The organism is Xenophilus sp. Marseille-Q4582 (assembly GCF_916700565.1).
Classification (GTDB): domain Bacteria; phylum Pseudomonadota; class Gammaproteobacteria; order Burkholderiales; family Burkholderiaceae_C; genus Xenophilus.
Window position 1 is genome coordinate 715,228 of sequence record NZ_CAKAKO010000001.1, and the last position, 19,358, is coordinate 734,585.

Sequence of the window (19,358 nt, forward strand, 5' to 3'; positions counted from 1 at the left end):
GACCGTTACCCCGCGTGGTGCCAGAAAGGCGTGCCCAGCACGGGCGTGCTGGGCTGGGCGCTGTCCTGCGCCTGCATGGCGCCGGCCTGACGCGCGGCGCGGCCGGCCTGCACCGCATCGGCAAAGGCGCCGGCCATGGCGACCGGGTCCTGCGCCAGTGCCACGGCGGTGTTCAGCAGCACGCCGTCGTAGCCCCATTCCATGACCTGGCAGGCATGCGAGGGCAGGCCCAGGCCGGCATCGACGAGCAGGGGCACGTCCAGCCGCTCGCGCAGCACCTGCAGCGCATAGGGGTTGACCGGGCCGCGGCCCGTGCCGATGGGCGCGGCCCAGGGCATCACGGCCTGGCAGCCCACGTCGACCAGGCGCTGGCACAGCACCAGGTCTTCGGTGCAGTAGGGCAGCACCTGGAAGCCGTCGCGGATCAGCCGGTCGGCCGCTTCCACCAGGTTCAGGGTGTCGGGCTGCAGCGTGTAGTCGTCGCCGATCAGCTCCAGCTTGATCCAGGGCGTGTCGAACAGCTCCCGGGCCATCTGCGCGGTGGTGATCGCTTCCTGGATGCCGTGGCAGCCGGCCGTGTTGGGCAGTACCGGCACCTGCAGGCGGCGCAGCAGCTCCCAGAAGCCCTGGCCGCCTTCCTGTTCGGTGTTCGCGCTGCCGATGCCGGCGCCCTGGCGCCGCACCGAGGCCGTGAGCATGGCCGGGCGCGCGCGCTTCACGGCGGCTTCGAGCACGTCGGGCGAGGGGTAGCGCGCCGTGCCCAGCAGCAGGCGGCTTTCGAAGCGCTGGCCGTACAGGACCAGGGCGTCGTCGTCGGGGGTCGTGTTCATGGGTGTGAGTTCCTCGTCAGGGGCGGCCGTCTGAAGGTGCTGATGCACCTGCCGGGGCCGCAAGTCTGGTGCCAGGGCAATGCGTCGGGTGCTCGCCTGTCAACCCCCGGTCACGGGGCGGATGATCTCGACTTCGTCGCCTTCCTGCAGCACGTGCGCGGCATGCTGGCTGCGTGGCACGAAGCTGCGGTTGACGGCAGCGGCATAGGGCGGCTGCGCGGCCAGCAGCGCCACGGCGTCGGCCACCGTGGCGCCCTCGGCGATCTCGCGCCGCTCGCCGTTGATCTGGATGTTCATGCGGTGAGGATGTGCAGGTTGAATTGTTCGGATCGGGGCGTCGGGCCGGCGGCGGGCGCGGCCAGCTGCTCCATGGTCGCGTCCAGCATGGCGGGCGCGATCATGAAGCCGTGGCGGTACAGGCCGTTGACCTGCAGCACGCGCGGCGCCAGCCAGCGCAGCGCCGGCAGGTTGTCGGGCAGCGTGGGCCGGCACTGCGTGGCGATCTCGAGGATGCGTGCCTCCGCGAAGCCCGGGTGCACGGCATAGGCCGCGCTCAGCAGCTCCAGCGTGGAGCGCACGCTGGGCGGCGACAGGTCGTCGCTCTCGATCTCGGTGGCGCCGATCACGAACAGGTGCTCGGGCTTGGGCGCGATGTAGATCGGGTAGCGCGGATGCACCAGGCGCGTGGGCCGCGTGAGCGTGACCTCGGGCGCATGCACGCGCGCCACTTCGCCCCGCACGCCGCGCAGCGCATGGCCCGCCGGCCAGTGCGCACGCGCGCCCAGGCCGCGGCAGTCGATGAGGCGCTCGCCCTCGGCCGGCGGCGCGAAGTCCTCGGGCGCGCGCGGGCTGTGCCAGTACAGCCGCACTTTCGGTTGCGCTTCCAGCGCCTGCTGCAGCGCAGCCAGCAGTGCGCGGTTGTCCAGCTGGCCTTCGCCGGGCAGCAGCACGCCGCGGGCAAAGCGGCGCTCCAGCGCGGGCTCCAGCGCCGTCACGGCCTCCCCATGAAGCGCCTGCATGGCGGGCAGCGTGGGCTCGGCGGCCTGCGTGCGGGCCAGGGTCTGCGTGAAGCGCGCGGCCTCGGTCGCGTCCTGCCGGTGCCACAGCAGCAGCGTGCCTTCGCGCTGGAAGAACACGGGCGCGGGCAGTGGCGCGATCAGCTCGGGCCAGCGCGTGAGGCCGTACTGGCCCATGCGCACCACAGGCAGCGGGGCGATGGCCGATTCGGCCAGCGGCGCCAGCATGGCGGCGGCCACGCGCGCGGCGGCGCCCTGGGCCTCGGGGCCCTGGGCTTCGAACAGCTCCACATGGCAGCCCGCGCGCGCCAGCTGCAGCGCGAGCAGGCGCCCGATGAGGCCGCCGCCGAGGATGCGTGCGGTGTGGAAGGGAAGCGAAGGGGAGCTCAACATGACGGCTTCATGGCGTGGCCGATAATTTTCCGGCCATGACAACGACAACTCAGCGCTACGTGCGCGTTCTCTCGGTGGCCGGCTCCGACAGCGGAGGCGGCGCCGGCATCCAGGCCGACCTCAAGACCTTTGCCGCCCTGGGCTGCTACGGCATGACGGCCATCACGGCGCTCACGGCGCAGAACACGCAGGGCGTGCGCGGCATCCATGCGGTGCCGCCCGATTTCCTGCGCGCGCAGCTGCAGGCCGTGATCGAGGACATCGGCGTCGACGCAGTGAAGCTGGGCATGCTGCATGCGCCCGAGGTGGTGGGTGTGGTGGCGGACGCGATCGCGCAGTACCGGCTCGACCGCGTGGTGCTGGACCCGGTGATGGTCGCCACCAGCGGCGACCGCCTGATCGCCGAAGAGACCGTGCAGGAGCTGGTGCGCGAGCTCTTTCCGCGCGTGGCGCTGATCACGCCGAACCTGGACGAAGCCGCGCTGCTTGTGGGCCACCCCATCGCCGATGCCGACGCGCTGGACGGCGCGGCCGACGAACTGCTGGCGCTGGGCGCGCGCGCCGTGCTGCTCAAGGGTGGCCACCTGCCCGGCGACGAGGTGGTGGACCTGCTGGCCACGGCCGACGGCCAGCGCCAGCGCTTCAGCGCGCCGCGCATCCACAGCCGGAACCTGCACGGCACGGGCTGCACGCTGTCCTCGGCCATCGCCTGCGGGCTGGCGCAGGGCCTGGCGCTGGCGCCGGCCGTGGAGCAGGCGCGGGCCTACATCCGTGGCGCCATGCAGGCCGGCGCGCAGGTGCAGATCGGCCAGGGCCACGGGCCGCTCAACCATGGCTTTGCACCGGTGCCAGCGATCCAGCTCCCGTCTGTGGCCTAGCCCCGCGCGTCAGCCGCGCCAGCACGAAGGTCAGCGCCAGGGTCGGCAGGGCCGACCCGAATTGCGGCGCCCATTGCGCGAGCGCGTGGTAGGTGGCGATGCCCAGCAGCCACAGCGCTGCGGCGCGCCACACCACGCGCCGATCCATGGCCACGGCGGTGCCTGAACCCAGCCGGCCCAGGATCACGCCGTACAGCGGCACGAAGACCGAGCTGAGCATCAGCAGGAAGGGCTCCAGGGTGTGCATGGGCAGCACCATCGCGAGCGCGATGCACACCGCGGCCAGCAGCAGGCCCCAGTGCCGCACGCTCCAGCGCGGGCGCAGGCTGTGGGCCGAGACCGAACCCGAATACACGTCGCCATAGGCGTTGTCCAGTTCGTCGATCAGGATCAGGCCCAGCGCGATCAGCCCGCCCTGCGCCACCAGCAGCGCTGTGACCAGCGAGGTGCCGGGCTCGGCCGTGCTGACCACCATCACGCCCAGCGCATAGCACCAGATGTTGGCCAGGGCGTAGCCCAGCCAGGTGCCGGCGAAGGCGCCGCCGATGCGCCCGGGCTGGGCGCGCCGGCCGTGGCGCGCGTAGTCGGCCACCAGCGGCAGCCACGACACCGGCATGGCGATCACCAGGTCCATCGCGCTGAACAGGCCCATCTGGCCATTGCCGGGCCGGCTCCAGAAGCCGTCGAAGCCTTGCGCCGACAGCCGTGAGCCGAACTGCCACGTGAGCCACAGCAGCGAGCCCACCACCAGCGGCAGGCCGAAGCGCGCGACGAAGCGGCGCACCAGCGTGACCATCGAGCCCGTGAGCAGCGCCAGCAGCACGGCGCCCCACAGCAGCGTGCCGAAGAGCACGCCACCCCCGCCCGACAGGTCGATGCCGAAGGCCTGCTGCGCGATGGCCTGCGTGCCCTCGCGCATCACGACCAGCTCGAAGGTGGTCCAGCCGATCAACTGCACGATGTTGAGCAGCACCGGCAGCCGCGCGAAGGCGCTGCCGTAGGTGGCATGCATCAGGCCGGCGCTGGCCAGGCCGCTCTGGCAGCCCAGGCGCGCCGTCCAGGCGAGCAGGCCGGCGCCGACGAAGGAGCCGAGCAGGATCGCGATCGCCGCATCGCGCGTGCCCACGGCCGGCACCAGGTAGGCGCCGATCTGCATCACCAGCAGGCCCACGCCCAGGCTGAACCACAGCGACAGGTGATCGTGCCAGCGGAACACGCGCTCGCCGTCGGGCAACGGCGTGAGCGCCTCGTTGGCGGGGGACGAAGAGAGAGTGTGGGGCGCCATCCAGTTGCTCCAGTGCAAATGAGTGGCAGGTCGGCATCCGGTGGCGGGGCCGGGCGGCTGTCCTGGAAAAGGTGCCGCGGGGTCGGGCTGAACGGAAAGCTTCCCTGCGCGAGGATTACCTCAAGCCTTCTTCCGCAGAAGAGGGCGGGACAGGTTCAAAGGGTCTGATCTCAGCCGGGCCGCTTCTGTGTCCAGAAACAGCCCAGCACCCCTAGCGAGTCGGCAATTGTAGTGAGGCAGCGCCTGCCATGGGATGCCCCTGCGGGCCTGTCGCTGCGCGTCCGCGCCGCCCTTCATACTTGACGTCATGAGCAATGAATTCCTCCCGCCTGCCGACGTGCCGTCGAACGACGCCGATCCCTACCTCTGGCTCGAACCCATCGACGGCGAGGCCGCCATCGAATGGGCGCGGGCGCGCAATGAAGAGACCGTGGCCCGCTACGCCCAGTCTCCGCGCTTCCAGCAGATCCGGCAGGGCATCCTGGAAGTGCTGGACTCCGACGCGCGCATCCCCTACGTCTACAAGGCCGGCGCGCATGTCTACAACTTCTGGCAGGACCCGCAGCACCCCAAGGGCCTGTGGCGCCGCACCACGCTGGCGGACTACCAGCAGGCCCAACCCGCCTGGGAAACGGTGCTGGACGTGGATGCGCTGGCCGCCGCCGAGGGCGAGAACTGGGTCTGGGAGGGCGCCGACTGGCTGCACCCGGGCTATGGGCGCTGCCTGGTCTCGCTTTCGCGCGGCGGCGCCGACGCCACCGTGGTGCGCGAGTTCGACCCGGTGCGCAAGGCCTTCGTGGACGGCGGCTTCTTCGTGCCCGAAGCCAAGAACAGCGTGAGCTGGCGCGACGAGGACCATCTCTACATCGGCACCGACTTCGGCCCGGGCTCCATGACCGAGTCGAGCTACCCGCGGCTGGTGAAGCTGTGGCGGCGCGGCACCCCGCTGGCCGAGGCGGTGCGGGTCTACGAGGCGGCGGTGGAAGACCTGGCCGCCAGCGCCTGGCGCGACGCCACGCCCGGCTACGAGCGCGATTTCGTCCACCGCGCCATCGACTTCTACGACAGCGAGACCTGGCTGCGCGGCGCCGACGGTTCGCTGCGCAAGATCGACGTGCCCGACGATGCCTCCATCGACATCACGCGCGAGTGGCTGCTGATCGAGGTGCGCAGCGACTGGACCGTGGGCGCGCGGACCTACCGCGCCGGCTCCCTGCTCGCCGCGCGCTTCGACGCCTACATGGCGGGCGCGCGCGACCTCACCGTGCTGTTCGCGCCCACCGACACCAGCGCGCTGGCGGCGCATTCGTGGACGCGCCACCACCTCATCCTCAACGTGATGCACGACGTAGTGAACCGCCTGGAGGTGCTCACGCCGCCCGCCGATGGCCAAGGCGACTGGCACCGCGAGGCGCTGGGCGGCGCGCCGGCGCTGTCCACCATTTCGGCCGGCGGCATCGATGAAGACGAGAGCGACGACTACTTCCTCACTGTGAGCGGCTACCTGCAGCCCACCACGCTGTACCTGGGCACCATCGGGCAGGGCGAGCCCCGCGCCATCAAGCCCAGCCCGGCCTTCTTCGACGCGTCGAAGTACCGCGTGAGCCAGCATTTCGCGCGCTCCAAAGATGGCACGCGCGTGCCTTACTTCGAAGTGGCGGCGCGTGACCTGGAGACGAACGGCCGCAACCCCGTGCTGCAGTACGCGTACGGCGGATTCGAGGTGTCGCTGACGCCGGGCTACAGCGGTGCCATCGGTCGCGCCTGGCTGGAGCAGGGCGGCGTGTACGTGGTGGCCAACATCCGCGGCGGCGGCGAATACGGGCCCCGCTGGCACCAGGCCGCCTTGCAGAAGGATCGTTTGCGCACCTGCGAGGATTTCGCGGCCGTGTCGCGGCACCTGATCGAACGCGGCATCACCTCGCCGGCGCACCTGGGGGCCGAAGGCGGCAGCAACGGCGGCCTGCTCATGGGAAACATGCTCACGCTGTACCCCGAGCTCTACGGCGCGATCGTGAGCGAGGTGGCGCTGCTGGACATGCGCCGCTACACGCAGCTGTCGGCGGGTGCGTCCTGGATCGCGGAGTACGGCGATCCCGAGGATCCGGCGGAGTGGGACTTCATCCGCCACTTCTCGCCCTACGAGAACGCGAAGCCGGACGCCAAGTACCCGCCCGTGCTCTTCATCACCTCGACCCGCGACGACCGCGTTGGCCCGGCCCATGCGCGCAAGATGCATGCGAAGCTGGCCGCCATGGGGCACCCCAGTCACTTCTACGAGAACATGGAGGGGGGCCACAGCGCGGCATCGGACAACAGGCAGGCGGCGTATGTGGCTGCCCTTTCGTATGCGTTCTTGTGGGCGCACCTGGTGGGTTGAGCCCACACTTTGAAGGGTGCGTGAGTGCTTCACGCTGCCGTGCTGGTGGGGCGCCCACGCAGGGCGGCCCCGGGTGGGCGGCGCGGGTTCATGGCGTGGCGGTCGGCTGCGCCGACTGCGCTGCGATGCTCGTGCAGCCGGTGCACCGCAGAACTCACTGCGCGCGCCTGCGGCGCGCTCCGTTCAAACAGCTGCGGTGAGTCAGTTCACGAAGCCCGCGCGACTTCGCGCGGGCACACCGGCTGCACTGCGCTTCTCGCCGCCCCGCAAATCGCCCGCGCCGCCCACCCGGGGCCCCCCTGCGAGGACCGGTGGTGGGCGAACACAGGAGGCGAGCGGTAGCCCGCAGAGCCGTCCGCGTTGCAAATCGTGGCGAATAGCGAATAGCGAATGACGAATGGCGAATAGCGAATGACGAATGGTGTGAGCGGCGCATGTGCTCACCGCTCATGCAACACCACGCAGGCCAAGGCCCCTGGGGCAGCGCCGACCGCTTCACTTGAAGCGCCCCGGCACTGCCCCAGGGGCCTTGGCCGGACCATTGGCCACCAGCGCTGAACAGTGCAAGCGACAGGACGTTGTGCCCGTGCGCTAAGTGCTCAACCCAGCAGATCCGCCAGCGCGCGCGCCACCACCTTGGTCGCGCGGCGCAGGTCTTCCAGCTCCAGGCGCTCGTCGCTGCGCTTGGCGTGCGATTCCCGCACCGTGCGCGGGCCGGCACCGTAGATCACGCCGGGGATGCCGTTCTCCACGTACAGGCGCACGTCGGTGTACAGCGGCGTGCCCACGGCCGGAATGGCGGTGCCGAACAGTGCTTCGCCGTGCTTTTGCAGCGCCTCGACCAGCGGCTTGTTGCCGGGCAGCGGCTTCATGGCGTTGGCCAGCAGCAGGCGGCGGATGTCGACCTGCAGCGCCTTGCCGCCGCGCGGCGGCGCGAAGCTGGCAGCGGCCTTGGCGATGGTCTCGCGGATCGAGGCCTCCACCTGCGCCGGGTCTTCCTCGGGAATCATGCGGCGGTCCAGCTTGAGCACCACCTTGCCCGGAATCACGTTGGTGTTGGTGCCGCCCTGGATCAGGCCCACGTTGAGGTACGGATGCGTGATGCCCGCGACCTGCGAGCGCACCTGCAGATAGTCGTTGTTCAGCGCATACAGCGCATTGAGGATGTGCACCGCGCCCTGCAGCGCGTCGGTGCCGCTGTCGGGAATGGCGGCATGCGCCATCTCGCCCTGCACCGTCACTTCCATCTGCAGGCAGCCGTTGTGGGCCACCACCACTTCATAGCTGAAGCCGGCGGCGATCATCAGGTCGGGCTTCGTCAGACCATTCTTCAGAAGCCAGCCCGGGCCGAGCACGCCGCCGAATTCCTCGTCATAGGTGAAGTGCAGTTCGACGCCCCCCTGCTGCGGTTGGGCCACGGCTTCCAGCGCGCGCACGGCGAAGGTGAAGCTCGCGAAGTCGCTCTTGCTCACCGCGGCGGCGCGCCCGTACAGCTTGCCGTCCACGATCTGGCCGCCGTAGGGGTCGTGGGTCCAGCCTTCGCCGGGCGGCACCACGTCGCCATGGGCGTTGAGTGCGACGGTGCGACCGCCGCTGCCATAGGGTCGGCGCACGATCAGGTTGGTGATGGATTCGAGCCCGTAGTCCTTCACTTCCTGGGCCGGCACGGCATGCTTTTCGGCCTCGAAGCCGAAGGCGGCGATCAGCTCGGCCGTGCGTTCGGCGTGCGGCGCGTTGTTGCCCGGCGGCGTGTCGGTGGGCACGCGCACCATCTCCTGCAGGAAGCGCACCTCCTCGTCGAAGTGGGCGTCGATCCAGGCGTCGAGTGCGGCGTAAGTCGCAGTGGTGGTGGCGGTGGGGTTGCTCATGGCTGTGGTTCCAGGGCCAGGTTGTCCAGAAGATGCTGCAGCGCCTGCACGGCCAGCTGCATGTCGTCGCTGGTGCTCGATTCGAGCGGGTTGTGGCTGATGCCGCTGTTGAGGCCGCGCACGAAAAGCATGGCCTGCGGCATCACCTCGTGCAGCTTCATGGCGTCGTGGCCGGCGCCGCTGGGCATGCGGAAGATGGGCAGGCCCAGCGATTCGACGGCGCGCTCCCAGCGCTGCTGCCAGGCGGGCGCACTGGGCGCGGCGGCGGCGCGCATGGTTTCCTCGAGCGTGTAGCGCACGCCGCGGCGCTCGCAGATGTCCTTGAGCGCGGCCAGCACGTCGGCCACCACGGCATCGCGCTGCGCGTCCTGCGGCGCGCGGATGTCCAGGCTGAACTTGCAGTGGCCCGGCACCACGTTGATGGAGCCGCTGGGCACCTGCAGCATGCCCACGGTGGCGACCGAGTCGGGGTCGCGCGCGGCGCGCTGCTCGGCGAACAGGATCAGCTCCGCCACGGCGCAGGCGGCGTCGCGGCGGCGGTCCATGGGCGTCGTGCCGGCATGGCTGGCCATGCCGATCACTTCGCCCACGAAGCGCACGCTGCCGTTGATGGAGGTGACGATGCCCAGCGGGAGATCCAGCTCGTTGAGCACCGGGCCCTGCTCGATGTGCACCTCGACGAAGCCCAGGTATTTCGACGGATCGCGCCGGATCTTCGGGATGTCTTCCGGCTTCAGGCCCGCATGGGCCATGGCGGCGCGCATGGTGATGCCGTCGGCGTCCTGCTGGTCCAGCCAGGCGGGGTTGAAATCGCCGATGAGCGCGCCCGAGCCTAGGAAGGTGGCCTTGTAGCGCTGGCCTTCCTCCTCGGCGAAGCCCACGACCTCGAAGGCGAAGGGCAGGCGGCGGCCCTGGTCCTTGAGCGCCTTGACGCAGGCCATGGGCACGTAGATGCCCAGGCGGCCGTCGTACTTGCCGCCGTTGCGCACGGTGTCGTAGTGCGAGCCGGTGAGCAGGGTCTTGGCGTCGGGCGTCAGTCCTTCATAGCGCCCCACCACGTTGCCCACCGCGTCGATGTGCACGCTGTCGAAGCCCACCTCCTGCATGGTCTGCGCGATCTGCCGCGCCGCGGCGCGGTGCGCGTCGGTCAGGTAGGTCACGGTGAGCTGGCCCTGCTGGGCGTAGCCGGGGTCGCTGTGCACGGCCAGCGCTTCCTGCCAGTCCCACACCATCTCGCCCAGCGTGTTGGAAGCGCCGAACTTGTCGTTCAGCCGGATCTCGGCGATGCGGTGGATGTTGCGCAGCGCCTCGGCCCGTTCGAAATCCGGGTGGTGGTGCACGCGGCGTTCGAAGGTGGCGATGATCTCGGCCTTGGTCAGTCCCGTGCCGCGCGGCCCGCGCACGGCCAGGATGAAGGGAAAGCCGAAGCGCGCGTTGTAGTCGGCATTGAGCTGCTGGATGCGCGCAAATTCCTCGGGCGTGCAGTTCGTGAGGCCGGCCTTGTTCTGCTCGTTCGTCGACTCGGCCGTGAGCGATTTCGCCACCATGGCCTTGCCCGCCAGCTCGGGGTGGGCGCGGATCAGGCCCAGCTGTTCGTCGACGGTGGCCGTGGCCACCGCCCGCACCAGCGCATGCTTGAGGTGTGCGAGCGAGCGGAAGGGTCGCGCGTCCAGCGCGCGCTGCGCGATCCAGGGCGAGTGCTCGTACACGCCATCCAGCAGCGTGGTGGCTTCCTGCGGCGTGGCCGCGTTGAGCTGCTCCAGGGTCAGGGGCATCATGGTCTCCTTTCAGGCCGTGTAGGGGTGCACCTGCTTCCAATGCCGCGCGATGTCCACGCGGCGGCACACCCACACCCGGTCGTGCGACTGGATGTGGTCCAGGAAGCGCTGCAGCGCGGTGATGCGGCCGGGCCGGCCCAGCAGGCGGCAGTGCATGCCGATGCTCATCATCTTGGGCCGGTCCAGGCCGGCCGGGTCGCCTTCGGCGTACAGGGCGTCGAAGCTGTCCTTCATGTACTGGAAGAAGGGGTCGGCGTGCGAATAGCCCTGCGGCAGCGCGAAGCGCATGTCGTTGCAGTCCAGCGTGTAGGGCACGATCAGCTGCGGCACCACGCTGCCATCGGTCCTGCGCACCTGCATCCAGAAGGGCAGGTCGTCGCCGTAATAGTCGCTGTCGTACTCGAAGCCGCCGTAGTCGGCCACCAGGCGACGCGTGCGCGGGCTGTCGCGGCCGGTGTACCAGCCCAGCGCGCGCTGGCCCGTGAGTTGCTCGATGGCCTCCATACCGAGGCGCATATGTTCGCGCTCGGTCGCTTCGTCGATGCTCTGGTAATGAATCCAGCGCCAGCCATGGCAGGCGATCTCGTGCCCCAGCTGCGTGAACGCGGCCGTCAGCTCGGGGTAGCGCTGCAACGCCATGCCCACCCCGAACACCGTCAGCGGCAGCCCGCGCTTCTCGAATTCGCGCAGGATGCGCCACACGCCGGCGCGCGAACCGTATTCGTAGATGCCGTCCATGCTCACATGGCGGTCCGGGAAGCTGGCGGGGTTGAACATCTCCGACAGGAACTGCTCGGAGCCTGCGTCGCCGTGCAGCACGTGGTTCTCGCCGCCTTCCTCGTAGTTCAGCACGAACTGCACCGCCACGCGTGCGCCGCCGGGCCAGCGGGCGTGCGGCACGTCGCGGCCGTAGCCGGCCAGGTCGCGGGGATAGGGCTGGGTGCTGTCGTAAACGTGGGCCATGGTGCGGTGAGTGGACGGAATGGCGGAAGGCAGGAAGGGCAGGGCGGGCGCCGGCGGCTGTCAGGACAGCGCGAGCGCGATGTCGCTGGTGGGCACCTGGCGGTCGAAGGTCAGGTTGGCTTCCACGTGCAGCAGGTGCTCGGTCATCAGGCGCACGGCGCGCTCCTCGTCGCGGGCGGCCAGCGCCTTCACGATGTCGGCATGCTCGTCGTTGGAATGGGCGGCTTCGCTGGCGCTCTGGTACATCAGCGTGATGAGGGCGCAGCGCGAGATCAGCTCGCCCAGCATCTGCGCGAGCACCTGGTTGCCCATCAGCTCGGCCATGCGCACGTGGAAGTCGCCCAGCAGCTCGGTGCGCTCGGACACGTCCTCGCCCGCCACGGCGGCCTTTTCCTGCGCCACGTGCTCGCGCAGGGCCTTCAGGCGCGCGGGCGTCACGCTGCGCACGAACTCGCGCGTCATGCCGGCCTCGAGCATGCGGCGCACGGCGAAGACCTGGCGTGCCTCGTCGACCGAAGGCGTGGCCACGAAGGCGCCGCGCGCGGGTTCGAGCCGGATCAGCCGGTTCTGCGACAGCTGGAACAGTGCTTGCCTCACCAGCGTGCGCGACACGCCGAAGTGGTCCGCCAGCTTCTGCTCGGCCAGCTTGGCGCCGGGTTGCAGGCGATGCTCCACGATGGCCCGGGTCAGGGCCTGGACGATCGCGTGGGTGGACGTGGACTCCATGAAATCATGATAGTGCGCGCCCCGCGTTTTGTATACACTTTTGTGGACGATGTGCCGAAGCCCTTGCGGCGCACGCGCCCCACACGCATGAAGGAGATTTGCCATGGGACTGAGCACCCACGTGCTGGACACGATGCATGGAACGCCCGCCGCCGGAATGGCCGTGGCGCTCTACACCACCACGGCAGAGGGGCAGGCCACGCTGGTGCGGCGCTTCACGCTCAACGCCGACGGCCGCAGCGACGGCCCGCTGTACGACAACGATTCGCTGCGTGTGGGCACGTACCGGCTGGTGTTCGACGTGGCGGGCTACTTCAAGGGGCGCGGCGTGGCGCTGCCCGAGCCCAACTTCCTGAACCAGGTGGCGCTGGACTTCGGCGTGGCGCACACCGATCAGCACTACCACGTGCCGCTGCTGGTGAGCCCGTGGAGCTATTCCACCTACCGCGGCTCCTGAAGGCGCGCGGGCCCTGCTGCGGCCGGGGCCGGCGCGGGCCCCGGGGGCAGGACCTGAGCGCCTGCACGCGCGGCCGGCCGTGCCGCGCCTGCCGCCTATTGCTGCAGTTGCCCTTCGCTGAGCGTGTCGAGCTGGAAGCGGCCGCTCTTGTCCCACAGCCAGGTGTCGGTCCACACCACCTCGCCCAGGCGCGCCGGCACGGGGTAGGGCGCGGCCGCCAGCGCGGCGCGTTCGATGCCGGCAATGGCGTCGGGCGCGTGCTGCGGTGCGCGCAGCCAGTGCAGCGAGCGCACCTGGCCCTTCGCGTCAAGATGCACCTGAAGGGTGCCGACGGCATAGAGCAGCGGGGGCAGCTGGCCCGCGTAGATCCGCGCGCGGTTCAGCCGGTACACATGCTGGGCCGCGTCGCGCTTGTAGTCGCGCGCGGTGCGCGCCTGCGAGGCCGCCGAAGCGCCACCGCCGGAAGCGGCGGGCACCGACACGTCCGACAACTGGCCCGGCACGCGGCCGGCCGGGGTGCCGCAGCCCAGCAAGGCGAGGGCGCTGGCGCAGGCCGCTGCCAGCGAGCCGGATCGAAGCAAAGAGGCAAGGCGAGTCATGGCGCCGGTTATACCCGCGCGGCCACGGCGGGCCTGCGGAGGCATTTCACATGAGCCGCCTCGACGACGTGCTCGCGCGCCTGGCGCAGGAAGACGGCGTGCTGATCCGCGTACTGCGCACCGAAGGCTCGGCGCCGCGCGAAGCCGGCACGTGGATGATCGCCTGGGCCGACGCGCTCAGCGGCACCATCGGCGGTGGCCAGCTCGAGTTCCAGGCCATTGCCGCCGCGCGCGCGCTGCTGCGCGGCGAGGCCGGTGCGCCCCAGCCCGACGCCCCCGTGCGCTACCCGCTGGGCCCCAGCCTGGGGCAGTGCTGCGGCGGCGTGGTGCATCTGGCCTACCGCCGCGTGGGCGCGGCCGACGTGCCGGCGCTGCGCGCGTCGCTGAGCGCCGCGCTGACGCCCGTGGCGCTGTTCGGCGGCGGCCATGTGGGGGCCGCGCTGGCCCGCCTGCTGGCCGGCTTGCCCTACGGCGTGCGCTGGATCGACAGCCGCGACGGCGTCTTCCCGGCCGCGCTGCCCGCGCAGGTGCAGACCGAGCACAGCGAGCCGGTGCAGGATGCCGTGGCGGATCTGGCGCCGGGCTCGCACGTGCTGATCATGAGCTTCAGCCATGCCGAGGACCTGGACATCGTGATCGCCTGCCTGCGCCGCCTGCGCGAGAAGGACGACCTCCCGTACGTGGGCCTGATCGGCAGCAAGACCAAGTGGGCCACCTTCCGCCACCGGCTGCAAGCGCGCGGCTTCACCGAGGATGAACTGGCTCGCATCACCTGTCCGATCGGCATTCCCGGCATCACGGGCAAGGAGCCCGAGGTGATCGCCGTGGCGGTGGCGGCACAGTTGTTGCTGCACCGCTCGCAGAGTGAGGGTTAACCGCAGGTCGGGCGGCCGCATCGCCGCTTGGTGAGCGACCGCGAACTGTATACACTCTGGTCCACAAAATGCCGCAGCGGAGCGATAGGCGTCCCCACGACGCTGGCGTTCGCGGCCGATTCTGCTTACAGCGCCCGCGGTGGTGAGCAGGCCCCATGAACCTTGGTCTGACCATGGACAGCTACCTTCTCGACTGGGCCAACCTGCTGCTGCGCTGGGTGCACGTCATCACCGCCATCGCATGGATCGGCGCCTCCTTCTACTTCGTGATGCTGGACTCCAGCCTGGAGAAACCCCAGGACCAGGAGTCGCTCGACAAGGGCGTGGGCGGTGAGCTCTGGGCCGTGCACGGCGGCGGCTTCTACAACAGCCAGAAATACCTGCTCTCGCCCAAGAAGCTGCCCGAGCACCTGCACTGGTCCTACTGGGAAAGCTACTCCACCTGGCTCTCGGGCTTCGCGCTGTTCACGGTCTCGTACCTCTGGAACGCCAGCAGCTACCTGATCGACAAGAGCAAGATGGACTGGCAGCCCGGCGCCGCGATCGCGGTGGCCCTGGCCTTCTTCGTCGTGTTCTGGATGGTGTACGACGGCATCTGCCAGGTCTTCGGGCGCCGCAAGAACGGCGACACCATCGTCGGCGTGCTGGTCGCGCTGACGGTGGCCTTCGCCGCCTGGCTGGCCTGCCAGTGGTTCGCGGGCCGTGCGGCCTTCCTGCTGGTGGGCGCGATGATGGCCACGGCCATGAGCGCCAACGTGTTCTTCTGGATCATCCCGGGCCAGCGCAAGAACGTGAAGGCGCTGCGCGAGGGCCGGCCGGTCGACCCGGTGCACGGCATCCGCGGCAAGCAGCGCAGCGTGCACAACACCTACTTCACGCTGCCGGTGCTGTTCGCGATGCTGAGCAACCACTACAGCTTCACCTACATGCACGAGCACAACTGGATCGTGCTGCTGCTGATCATGCTGGCCGGCGCCGGCATCCGCCAGTTCTTCGTGTTGCGCCACCGCTGGAAGCTGGGCCAAGTGCGCAACCCCATCGGCTATGCGCTGATCGGCGTCGCGGTGCTGGGCCTCACCATCCTGTGGATGAAGCCCGCCCCTGTGGCGGCGCCGGCCGCGGGCGCCGCCGCCGTCCCGCCGGTGGCCTTCGCCGACGTGAAGAAAGTGCTGGAGCAGCGCTGCTACATGTGCCATGGCGAAGCCGTGCAGCAAAAGAGCGTGCGCGTGGACCAGCCCGAGCAGGTAGCCCGCCATGCGCAGGGCATCTACCAGCAGGTCACGACGAAGGTCATGCCGCTGGGCAATGCCACGCAGATGACCGAGGACGAGCGGGCCCTGATTGCGCGCTGGTTCAAGGAAGGCGCGAAGACGCAGTAGGCGCGCGTCCTTCCCGCCGGCGCGCGGCGCGCGGCGCGCGCAGCACGGCGAGCGACCGGGACCGCGCAGCCGGTCCGCCGCGCGCGGGGGGCTGGAGCCGCCACGGCCATGCCGCCGAGGGCGCCGTGGCGCCACGACGCGCCGGCGGCCTGCCACGAACGCCGGCGCAAGGCCGGACCCCGCGCGGTCGCAGCCACAATAGCCGGTGGAGACTTTTCCCAAATGACCGCATCCTCGCTGCCTTCCTCCGCGCCCGATCCGCGCACCGCCCCCCAAGCCTTCCTCGAACACCTCTACCGCGTCGCGGTGCAGCGCGCGCTGCCGCTGGCCAACATGGGGGCGCACCTGCCGCCGCCGCCCCCGGGCCGCACCCTGGTGCTGGGCGCCGGCAAGGCCGGCGGCGCCATGGCCCAGGCGCTCGAGGCGCTGTGGCCGGCCGGTGCGCCGCTCGAAGGGCTGGTGGTCACGCGCTACGGCCATGTGCCGCCGCGGCCCGAAGGCCTGCCCATGCGCATCGAGGTGGTGGAGGCCGCCCATCCCGTGCCCGACGCGGCCGGCCTGCGCGCCGCCGAGCGCATGCTCGCGCTGACCGAAGGCCTGACGGCCGACGACCTGGTGCTGTGCCTGGTCTCGGGCGGCGGCTCGGCGCTTCTCACCTTGCCCGCCGAGGGCCTGACGCTGGAGGACAAGCAGCGCATCAACAGGCAACTGCTCGAATCGGGCGCACACATCGGCGAGATGAACTGCGTGCGCAAGCACCTCTCGCGCATCAAGGGCGGCCGGCTGGCCGCCGCCTGCGCGCCGGCGAAAGTGTTCACGCTCACGATCAGCGACGTGCCCGGCGACGACCCGGCCGTGATCGCCAGCGGCCCCACGGTGCCCGACGCCACCACCTGCGCCGACGCGCTGGCCATCCTGGAGCGCTACCGCATCGAGGTGCCGGCCGCCGTGCGCGCGCGGCTGCAAAGCGGCGCACTTGAGACGCCCAAGCCGGGCGATGCCGTGTTCCGGGGCCATGAGGTGCGGCTGATCGCCACGCCGCAGCAGTCGCTGGAGGCGGCGGCCGAAGCGGCCCGCGCGGCGGGCGTCACACCGCACATCCTCAGCGACGAGATCGAGGGCGAGTCGCGCGAGGTGGGCAAGGTGCATGGCGCGCTGGCGCGGGCCGTGGCGCAGCGCGGCCAGCCCTTCGCGCGGCCCTGCGTGATCCTCTCGGGCGGCGAAACCACCGTCACGGTGCGCCCGCGTCCCGTGGGCTCGCCCAAGGGGCGGGGCGGCCGCGCGGGCGAGTTCTGCCTGGGCCTGGCCGGTGCGCTGGCGGGCCAGCCCAACGTGTGGGCGCTGGCCGCCGACACCGACGGCATCGACGGCGTGGAGGACAACGCGGGCGCGCGCGTCGCGCCCGACACGCTGGCACGCGCCGAGGCGGCCGGCCGCAAGCTCGCCGACCACCTGGACCGCAACGACGCCTACGGCTACTTCGAGGCCCTCGGTGATCTGGTGGTCACGGGCCCCACGCATACCAACGTCAACGACTTCCGGGCGTTGCTGATCCTGTGACTGCAGCGAGTGCGGGCAGCGGCCCGGTGCCGCGCGTCCTGTTCATCTGCACGGGGAATATTTGCCGTTCTCCGACCGCGCATGCGCTGCTGGTGCACCGCGCGGCCGAAGCCGGCCTGGCGGTGCAGGTGGACAGCGCCGCCATCTCCGACGAGGAGCGCGGCAATCCCTTCGACACGCGCGCGGCGGCGGAGCTGCGACGGCGCGGCGTGCCCCTGCATGCCCACTGCGCGAGGCAGGTGACGCGAGCGGACTTCGGCCAGTTCGACTGGGTCCTCGGCATGACGCGCGCGCACGAGGCCGCCTTGCACCGGCTCGCACCCGCGGGCCATGCGGCGCGCATCGCCTTGCTGCTCGACCTGGTGCCCGGCCGCGAAGGCCAGGACGTGCCCGACCCCTGGTACGGCGACGCGCGCGCCTTCGTGCAGGCCTTCGACCTGATCGAGGGGGGCGTGCAGGGCCTGCTGGCGCAGCTGCGCGGCACTGGCCGCTGAGCACGCAGCGGTTGCGCATGCGCGGGGGCCGCGGCTGGCGCAACAATTGCTCGACGCCAGGGCCTGGCAGGCGCGAACGCCGGTTTCCCGGGAAAACCCGGGGCATCCATACCCGGGCCTGCATAGGCACTATGACGGCGGCGGTATGCCGGGCCCGGCCAAAGCCTGGACCATCGCTGAATGGCCGGCCGGCCCGCGAGGCCGCCGGCGTCACCCACGAGCCCCGCAGAACATGACGAGCCCCGTTTCTTCCCAGTCCCGCCCCGACGCCGAACCGACGGCCTCGCAACCGGTGCGCTTCTTCCACCGTGGCCAGGTGGTCGAAGTGCGCGACGTGCATCCCACGCGTTCCGTGCTGGACTGGCTGCGCGAAGACGCGCGCTGCGCCGGCACCAAGGAAGGCTGCAACGAAGGCGACTGCGGGGCCTGCACCGTGGTGATCGGCACGCTGGACGGCGAGGGCGCGGCGCCCGGCCTGTCGCTGCAGACGGTCAATGCCTGCATCCAGTTCCTGCCCACGCTGCAGGGCAAGGCACTGTTCACGGTCGAGGACCTGCAGCCGCTGGCGAACGCCGCCCCGGCACCGGCGTGCGCCGGGGCCTGCCGTGCGGGCGACGCGGCCGCCGCGCCCGCGCTGCACCCGGTGCAGCAGGCGCTGGTGGAGTGCCACGGCTCGCAATGCGGCTTTTGCACGCCGGGCTTCGCCATGTCGCTGTGGTCCACCTACGAGCGGCACCAGGCGGCCGGCACGCAGCCCACGCGCCAGCAGCTGGCCGACGACCTGTCGGGCAACCTGTGCCGCTGCACGGGCTACCGTCCCATCCTCGACGCGGGCCAGCGCATGTTCGACCTGCCGGCCGCGCGTCTGGACACGCGGCCGGTGATCGCCGCGCTGCAGGGCCTGCGCCAGACCGGCACCTTCGGCTACGCGGCCAGCACACGCGGCACCGGGGCCGCGGCGCGCACCGACCGCTTCTGGGCCCCGACCACCCTCGACGAGCTGGCCGCGCTGCGCGAGCAGCACCCGCAGGCGCGTCTGCTGGCCGGCTCCACCGACATCGGCCTGTGGGTCACCAAGCAGTTCCGCGACGTGGGCGACCTGATCCACGTGGGCGAGGTGGCCGAACTGCGCCGCATCGAGGACGCAGGCGAGTTCCTGCGCATCGGCGCCGGCGCTTCGCTCGAGGACGCCTGGCGCGCCCTGGTGCGGCGCGCGCCCAGCCTCACCGACGTGTGGCTGCGTTTCGCCTCGCCGCCGATCCGCAACGCGGGCACCATGGGCGGCAACGTGGCCAATGGCTCGCCCATCGGCGATTCGCCCCCGATCCTGATGGCGCTGGACGCGCAGATCGAACTGCGCCGCGGCCGCGCCGTGCGCCGCCTGCCGCTGACCGAGTTCTACCTGGACTACATGAAGAACGCGCTGCAGCCCGGCGAGTTCGTGCAGGCCCTGCTGGTGCCGCGGGCGGCCTTCGCGCGCCAGGTGCGCGGCTACAAGATCAGCAAGCGCTTCGACTGCGACATTTCGGCCCTGTGCGCGGGCCTGGCCATCGAACTGGACGGCGACACCGTGACGAGCGTGCGCCTGGCCTACGGCGGCATGGCCGCGATCGTGAAGCGCGCGGCGCAGGCCGAAGCCGCCGTGCGGGGAAAGCCCTGGACCGAGGCCACCGTGCGTGCCGCCCAGCAGGCGCTGGCGCAGGACTTCAAGCCCCTGAGCGACATGCGCGCCTCGGCCGCCTACCGCCTGCAGGTGGCGCAGAACCTGCTGCAGCGTTTCTGGCTGGAAACGCGCCCCGCCGACGCCCTGGATGCACAGCGCACCAGCGTGTTCAGCGTGATGCCGCACGAAGCCCTCTGAAGCCGCCTGAAGGAGC

At 70.8% G+C, this 19,358-nt stretch carries 17 protein-coding genes; 8 read left to right on the top strand and 9 right to left on the bottom strand.

Annotation, left to right across the window (positions count from 1 at the left end; translation table 11 throughout):
* Window positions 1-5 precede the first annotated feature (5 nt).
* From LG388_RS03350 to LG388_RS03360, 3 genes are all read right to left on the bottom strand, one after another.
* Complete coding sequence (locus LG388_RS03350) at window positions 6-830, bottom strand: thiazole synthase (RefSeq protein WP_225781412.1); 825 nt, start codon at window positions 828-830, stop codon at window positions 6-8.
* Window positions 831-929: 99 nt separating this feature from the next.
* On the bottom strand, window positions 930-1,127 hold the full coding sequence (gene thiS / locus LG388_RS03355) for a sulfur carrier protein ThiS (RefSeq protein ID WP_225781413.1): 198 nt from the start codon (window positions 1,125-1,127) through the stop codon (window positions 930-932).
* Window positions 1,124-2,239: an FAD-dependent oxidoreductase gene (locus LG388_RS03360; RefSeq protein ID WP_225781414.1), complete on the bottom strand. Its 1,116-nt coding sequence runs from the start codon at window positions 2,237-2,239 to the stop codon at window positions 1,124-1,126. The genes thiS and LG388_RS03360 overlap by 4 nt, the downstream gene beginning before the upstream one ends.
* Window positions 2,240-2,274: 35 nt before the next feature.
* On the opposite strand from LG388_RS03360, the gene thiD reads away from it, so the two are divergent.
* Window positions 2,275-3,117 (top strand): bifunctional hydroxymethylpyrimidine kinase/phosphomethylpyrimidine kinase, encoded by an 843-nt coding sequence (thiD, locus tag LG388_RS03365; protein WP_225781415.1) that lies wholly within the window; start codon window positions 2,275-2,277, stop codon window positions 3,115-3,117.
* On the opposite strand, the gene LG388_RS03370 is transcribed toward thiD, so the two are convergent.
* A complete protein-coding gene (locus LG388_RS03370; RefSeq protein ID WP_225781416.1) occupies window positions 3,065-4,402 on the bottom strand; it encodes a cytosine permease in 1,338 nt (445 codons plus the stop codon). The two genes, thiD and LG388_RS03370, sit on opposite strands and share 53 nt — an antisense overlap.
* Window positions 4,403-4,709: 307 nt before the next feature.
* Between LG388_RS03370 and LG388_RS03375 the strand changes: the two genes are divergently transcribed.
* Window positions 4,710-6,782, top strand: a complete 2,073-nt coding sequence (locus LG388_RS03375) for a prolyl oligopeptidase family protein (RefSeq protein WP_225781417.1) — start codon at window positions 4,710-4,712, stop codon at window positions 6,780-6,782.
* A 599-nt stretch (window positions 6,783-7,381) separates the two neighbouring features.
* On the opposite strand, the gene LG388_RS03380 is transcribed toward LG388_RS03375, so the two are convergent.
* Genes LG388_RS03380 through LG388_RS03395 form a run of 4 tightly spaced genes read right to left on the bottom strand, consistent with a single transcriptional unit; the run spans window position 7,382 to window position 12,117 of the window.
* Window positions 7,382-8,650 carry an ArgE/DapE family deacylase gene (locus LG388_RS03380; protein ID WP_225781418.1) on the bottom strand — a complete coding sequence of 423 codons (1,269 nt, stop codon included), beginning with the start codon at window positions 8,648-8,650 and terminating at the stop codon, window positions 7,382-7,384.
* Window positions 8,647-10,425: a 2-oxo-4-hydroxy-4-carboxy-5-ureidoimidazoline decarboxylase gene (uraD, locus tag LG388_RS03385; RefSeq protein ID WP_225781419.1), complete on the bottom strand. Its 1,779-nt coding sequence runs from the start codon at window positions 10,423-10,425 to the stop codon at window positions 8,647-8,649. The genes LG388_RS03380 and uraD overlap by 4 nt, the downstream gene beginning before the upstream one ends.
* 12 nt (window positions 10,426-10,437) lie before the next feature.
* Entirely contained in the window at window positions 10,438-11,391 is a 954-nt protein-coding gene (gene puuE, locus LG388_RS03390) for an allantoinase PuuE (protein WP_225781420.1), read from the bottom strand.
* Between the two features lie 60 nt (window positions 11,392-11,451).
* Window positions 11,452-12,117 (bottom strand): GntR family transcriptional regulator, encoded by a 666-nt coding sequence (locus tag LG388_RS03395; protein ID WP_225781421.1) that lies wholly within the window; start codon window positions 12,115-12,117, stop codon window positions 11,452-11,454.
* A 103-nt stretch (window positions 12,118-12,220) separates the two neighbouring features.
* Here LG388_RS03395 and uraH point away from each other — a divergent pair, with 103 nt between their 5' ends.
* Complete coding sequence (gene uraH, locus LG388_RS03400; RefSeq protein WP_225781422.1) at window positions 12,221-12,574, top strand: hydroxyisourate hydrolase; 354 nt, start codon at window positions 12,221-12,223, stop codon at window positions 12,572-12,574.
* A gap of 95 nt (window positions 12,575-12,669) precedes the next feature.
* Here uraH and LG388_RS03405 read toward each other — a convergent pair whose 3' ends face one another.
* Entirely contained in the window at window positions 12,670-13,173 is a 504-nt protein-coding gene (locus tag LG388_RS03405) for a hypothetical protein (protein WP_225781423.1), read from the bottom strand.
* A gap of 50 nt (window positions 13,174-13,223) precedes the next feature.
* Here LG388_RS03405 and xdhC point away from each other — a divergent pair, with 50 nt between their 5' ends.
* From xdhC to xdhA, 5 genes are all read left to right on the top strand, one after another.
* Window positions 13,224-14,048, top strand: coding sequence for a xanthine dehydrogenase accessory protein XdhC (gene xdhC, locus LG388_RS03410; protein ID WP_225781424.1), 825 nt, complete (start codon window positions 13,224-13,226; stop codon window positions 14,046-14,048).
* Between the two features lie 173 nt (window positions 14,049-14,221).
* Complete coding sequence (locus LG388_RS03415; RefSeq protein WP_225781425.1) at window positions 14,222-15,427, top strand: urate hydroxylase PuuD; 1,206 nt, start codon at window positions 14,222-14,224, stop codon at window positions 15,425-15,427.
* A 222-nt stretch (window positions 15,428-15,649) separates the two neighbouring features.
* Window positions 15,650-16,987 carry a glycerate kinase gene (locus tag LG388_RS03420; RefSeq protein WP_225781426.1) on the top strand — a complete coding sequence of 446 codons (1,338 nt, stop codon included), beginning with the start codon at window positions 15,650-15,652 and terminating at the stop codon, window positions 16,985-16,987.
* Window positions 16,984-17,481 (top strand): low molecular weight protein-tyrosine-phosphatase, encoded by a 498-nt coding sequence (locus tag LG388_RS03425; protein WP_225781427.1) that lies wholly within the window; start codon window positions 16,984-16,986, stop codon window positions 17,479-17,481. Before LG388_RS03420 ends, LG388_RS03425 begins: the two co-directional genes overlap by 4 nt.
* 232 nt (window positions 17,482-17,713) lie before the next feature.
* Window positions 17,714-19,342 (top strand): xanthine dehydrogenase small subunit, encoded by a 1,629-nt coding sequence (gene xdhA / locus LG388_RS03430; protein ID WP_225781428.1) that lies wholly within the window; start codon window positions 17,714-17,716, stop codon window positions 19,340-19,342.
* Window positions 19,343-19,358: the final 16 nt, after the last annotated feature.

Bases quoted from the DNA above. Each gene is read 5' to 3' on its own strand.
- LG388_RS03350 (WP_225781412.1), bottom strand. From the start codon at position 830: ATGAACACGACCCCCGACGACGACGCCCTGGTCCTGTACGGCCAGCGC.
- thiS (WP_225781413.1), bottom strand. From the start codon at position 1,127: ATGAACATCCAGATCAACGGCGAGCGGCGCGAGATCGCCGAGGGCGCC.
- LG388_RS03360 (WP_225781414.1), bottom strand. From the start codon at position 2,239: ATGTTGAGCTCCCCTTCGCTTCCCTTCCACACCGCACGCATCCTCGGC.
- thiD (WP_225781415.1), top strand. From the start codon at position 2,275: ATGACAACGACAACTCAGCGCTACGTGCGCGTTCTCTCGGTGGCCGGC.
- LG388_RS03370 (WP_225781416.1), bottom strand. From the start codon at position 4,402: ATGGCGCCCCACACTCTCTCTTCGTCCCCCGCCAACGAGGCGCTCACG.
- LG388_RS03375 (WP_225781417.1), top strand. From the start codon at position 4,710: ATGAGCAATGAATTCCTCCCGCCTGCCGACGTGCCGTCGAACGACGCC.
- LG388_RS03380 (WP_225781418.1), bottom strand. From the start codon at position 8,650: ATGAGCAACCCCACCGCCACCACCACTGCGACTTACGCCGCACTCGAC.
- uraD (WP_225781419.1), bottom strand. From the start codon at position 10,425: ATGCCCCTGACCCTGGAGCAGCTCAACGCGGCCACGCCGCAGGAAGCC.
- puuE (WP_225781420.1), bottom strand. From the start codon at position 11,391: ATGGCCCACGTTTACGACAGCACCCAGCCCTATCCCCGCGACCTGGCC.
- LG388_RS03395 (WP_225781421.1), bottom strand. From the start codon at position 12,117: ATGGAGTCCACGTCCACCCACGCGATCGTCCAGGCCCTGACCCGGGCC.
- uraH (WP_225781422.1), top strand. From the start codon at position 12,221: ATGGGACTGAGCACCCACGTGCTGGACACGATGCATGGAACGCCCGCC.
- LG388_RS03405 (WP_225781423.1), bottom strand. From the start codon at position 13,173: ATGACTCGCCTTGCCTCTTTGCTTCGATCCGGCTCGCTGGCAGCGGCC.
- xdhC (WP_225781424.1), top strand. From the start codon at position 13,224: ATGAGCCGCCTCGACGACGTGCTCGCGCGCCTGGCGCAGGAAGACGGC.
- LG388_RS03415 (WP_225781425.1), top strand. From the start codon at position 14,222: ATGGACAGCTACCTTCTCGACTGGGCCAACCTGCTGCTGCGCTGGGTG.
- LG388_RS03420 (WP_225781426.1), top strand. From the start codon at position 15,650: ATGACCGCATCCTCGCTGCCTTCCTCCGCGCCCGATCCGCGCACCGCC.
- xdhA (WP_225781428.1), top strand. From the start codon at position 17,714: ATGACGAGCCCCGTTTCTTCCCAGTCCCGCCCCGACGCCGAACCGACG.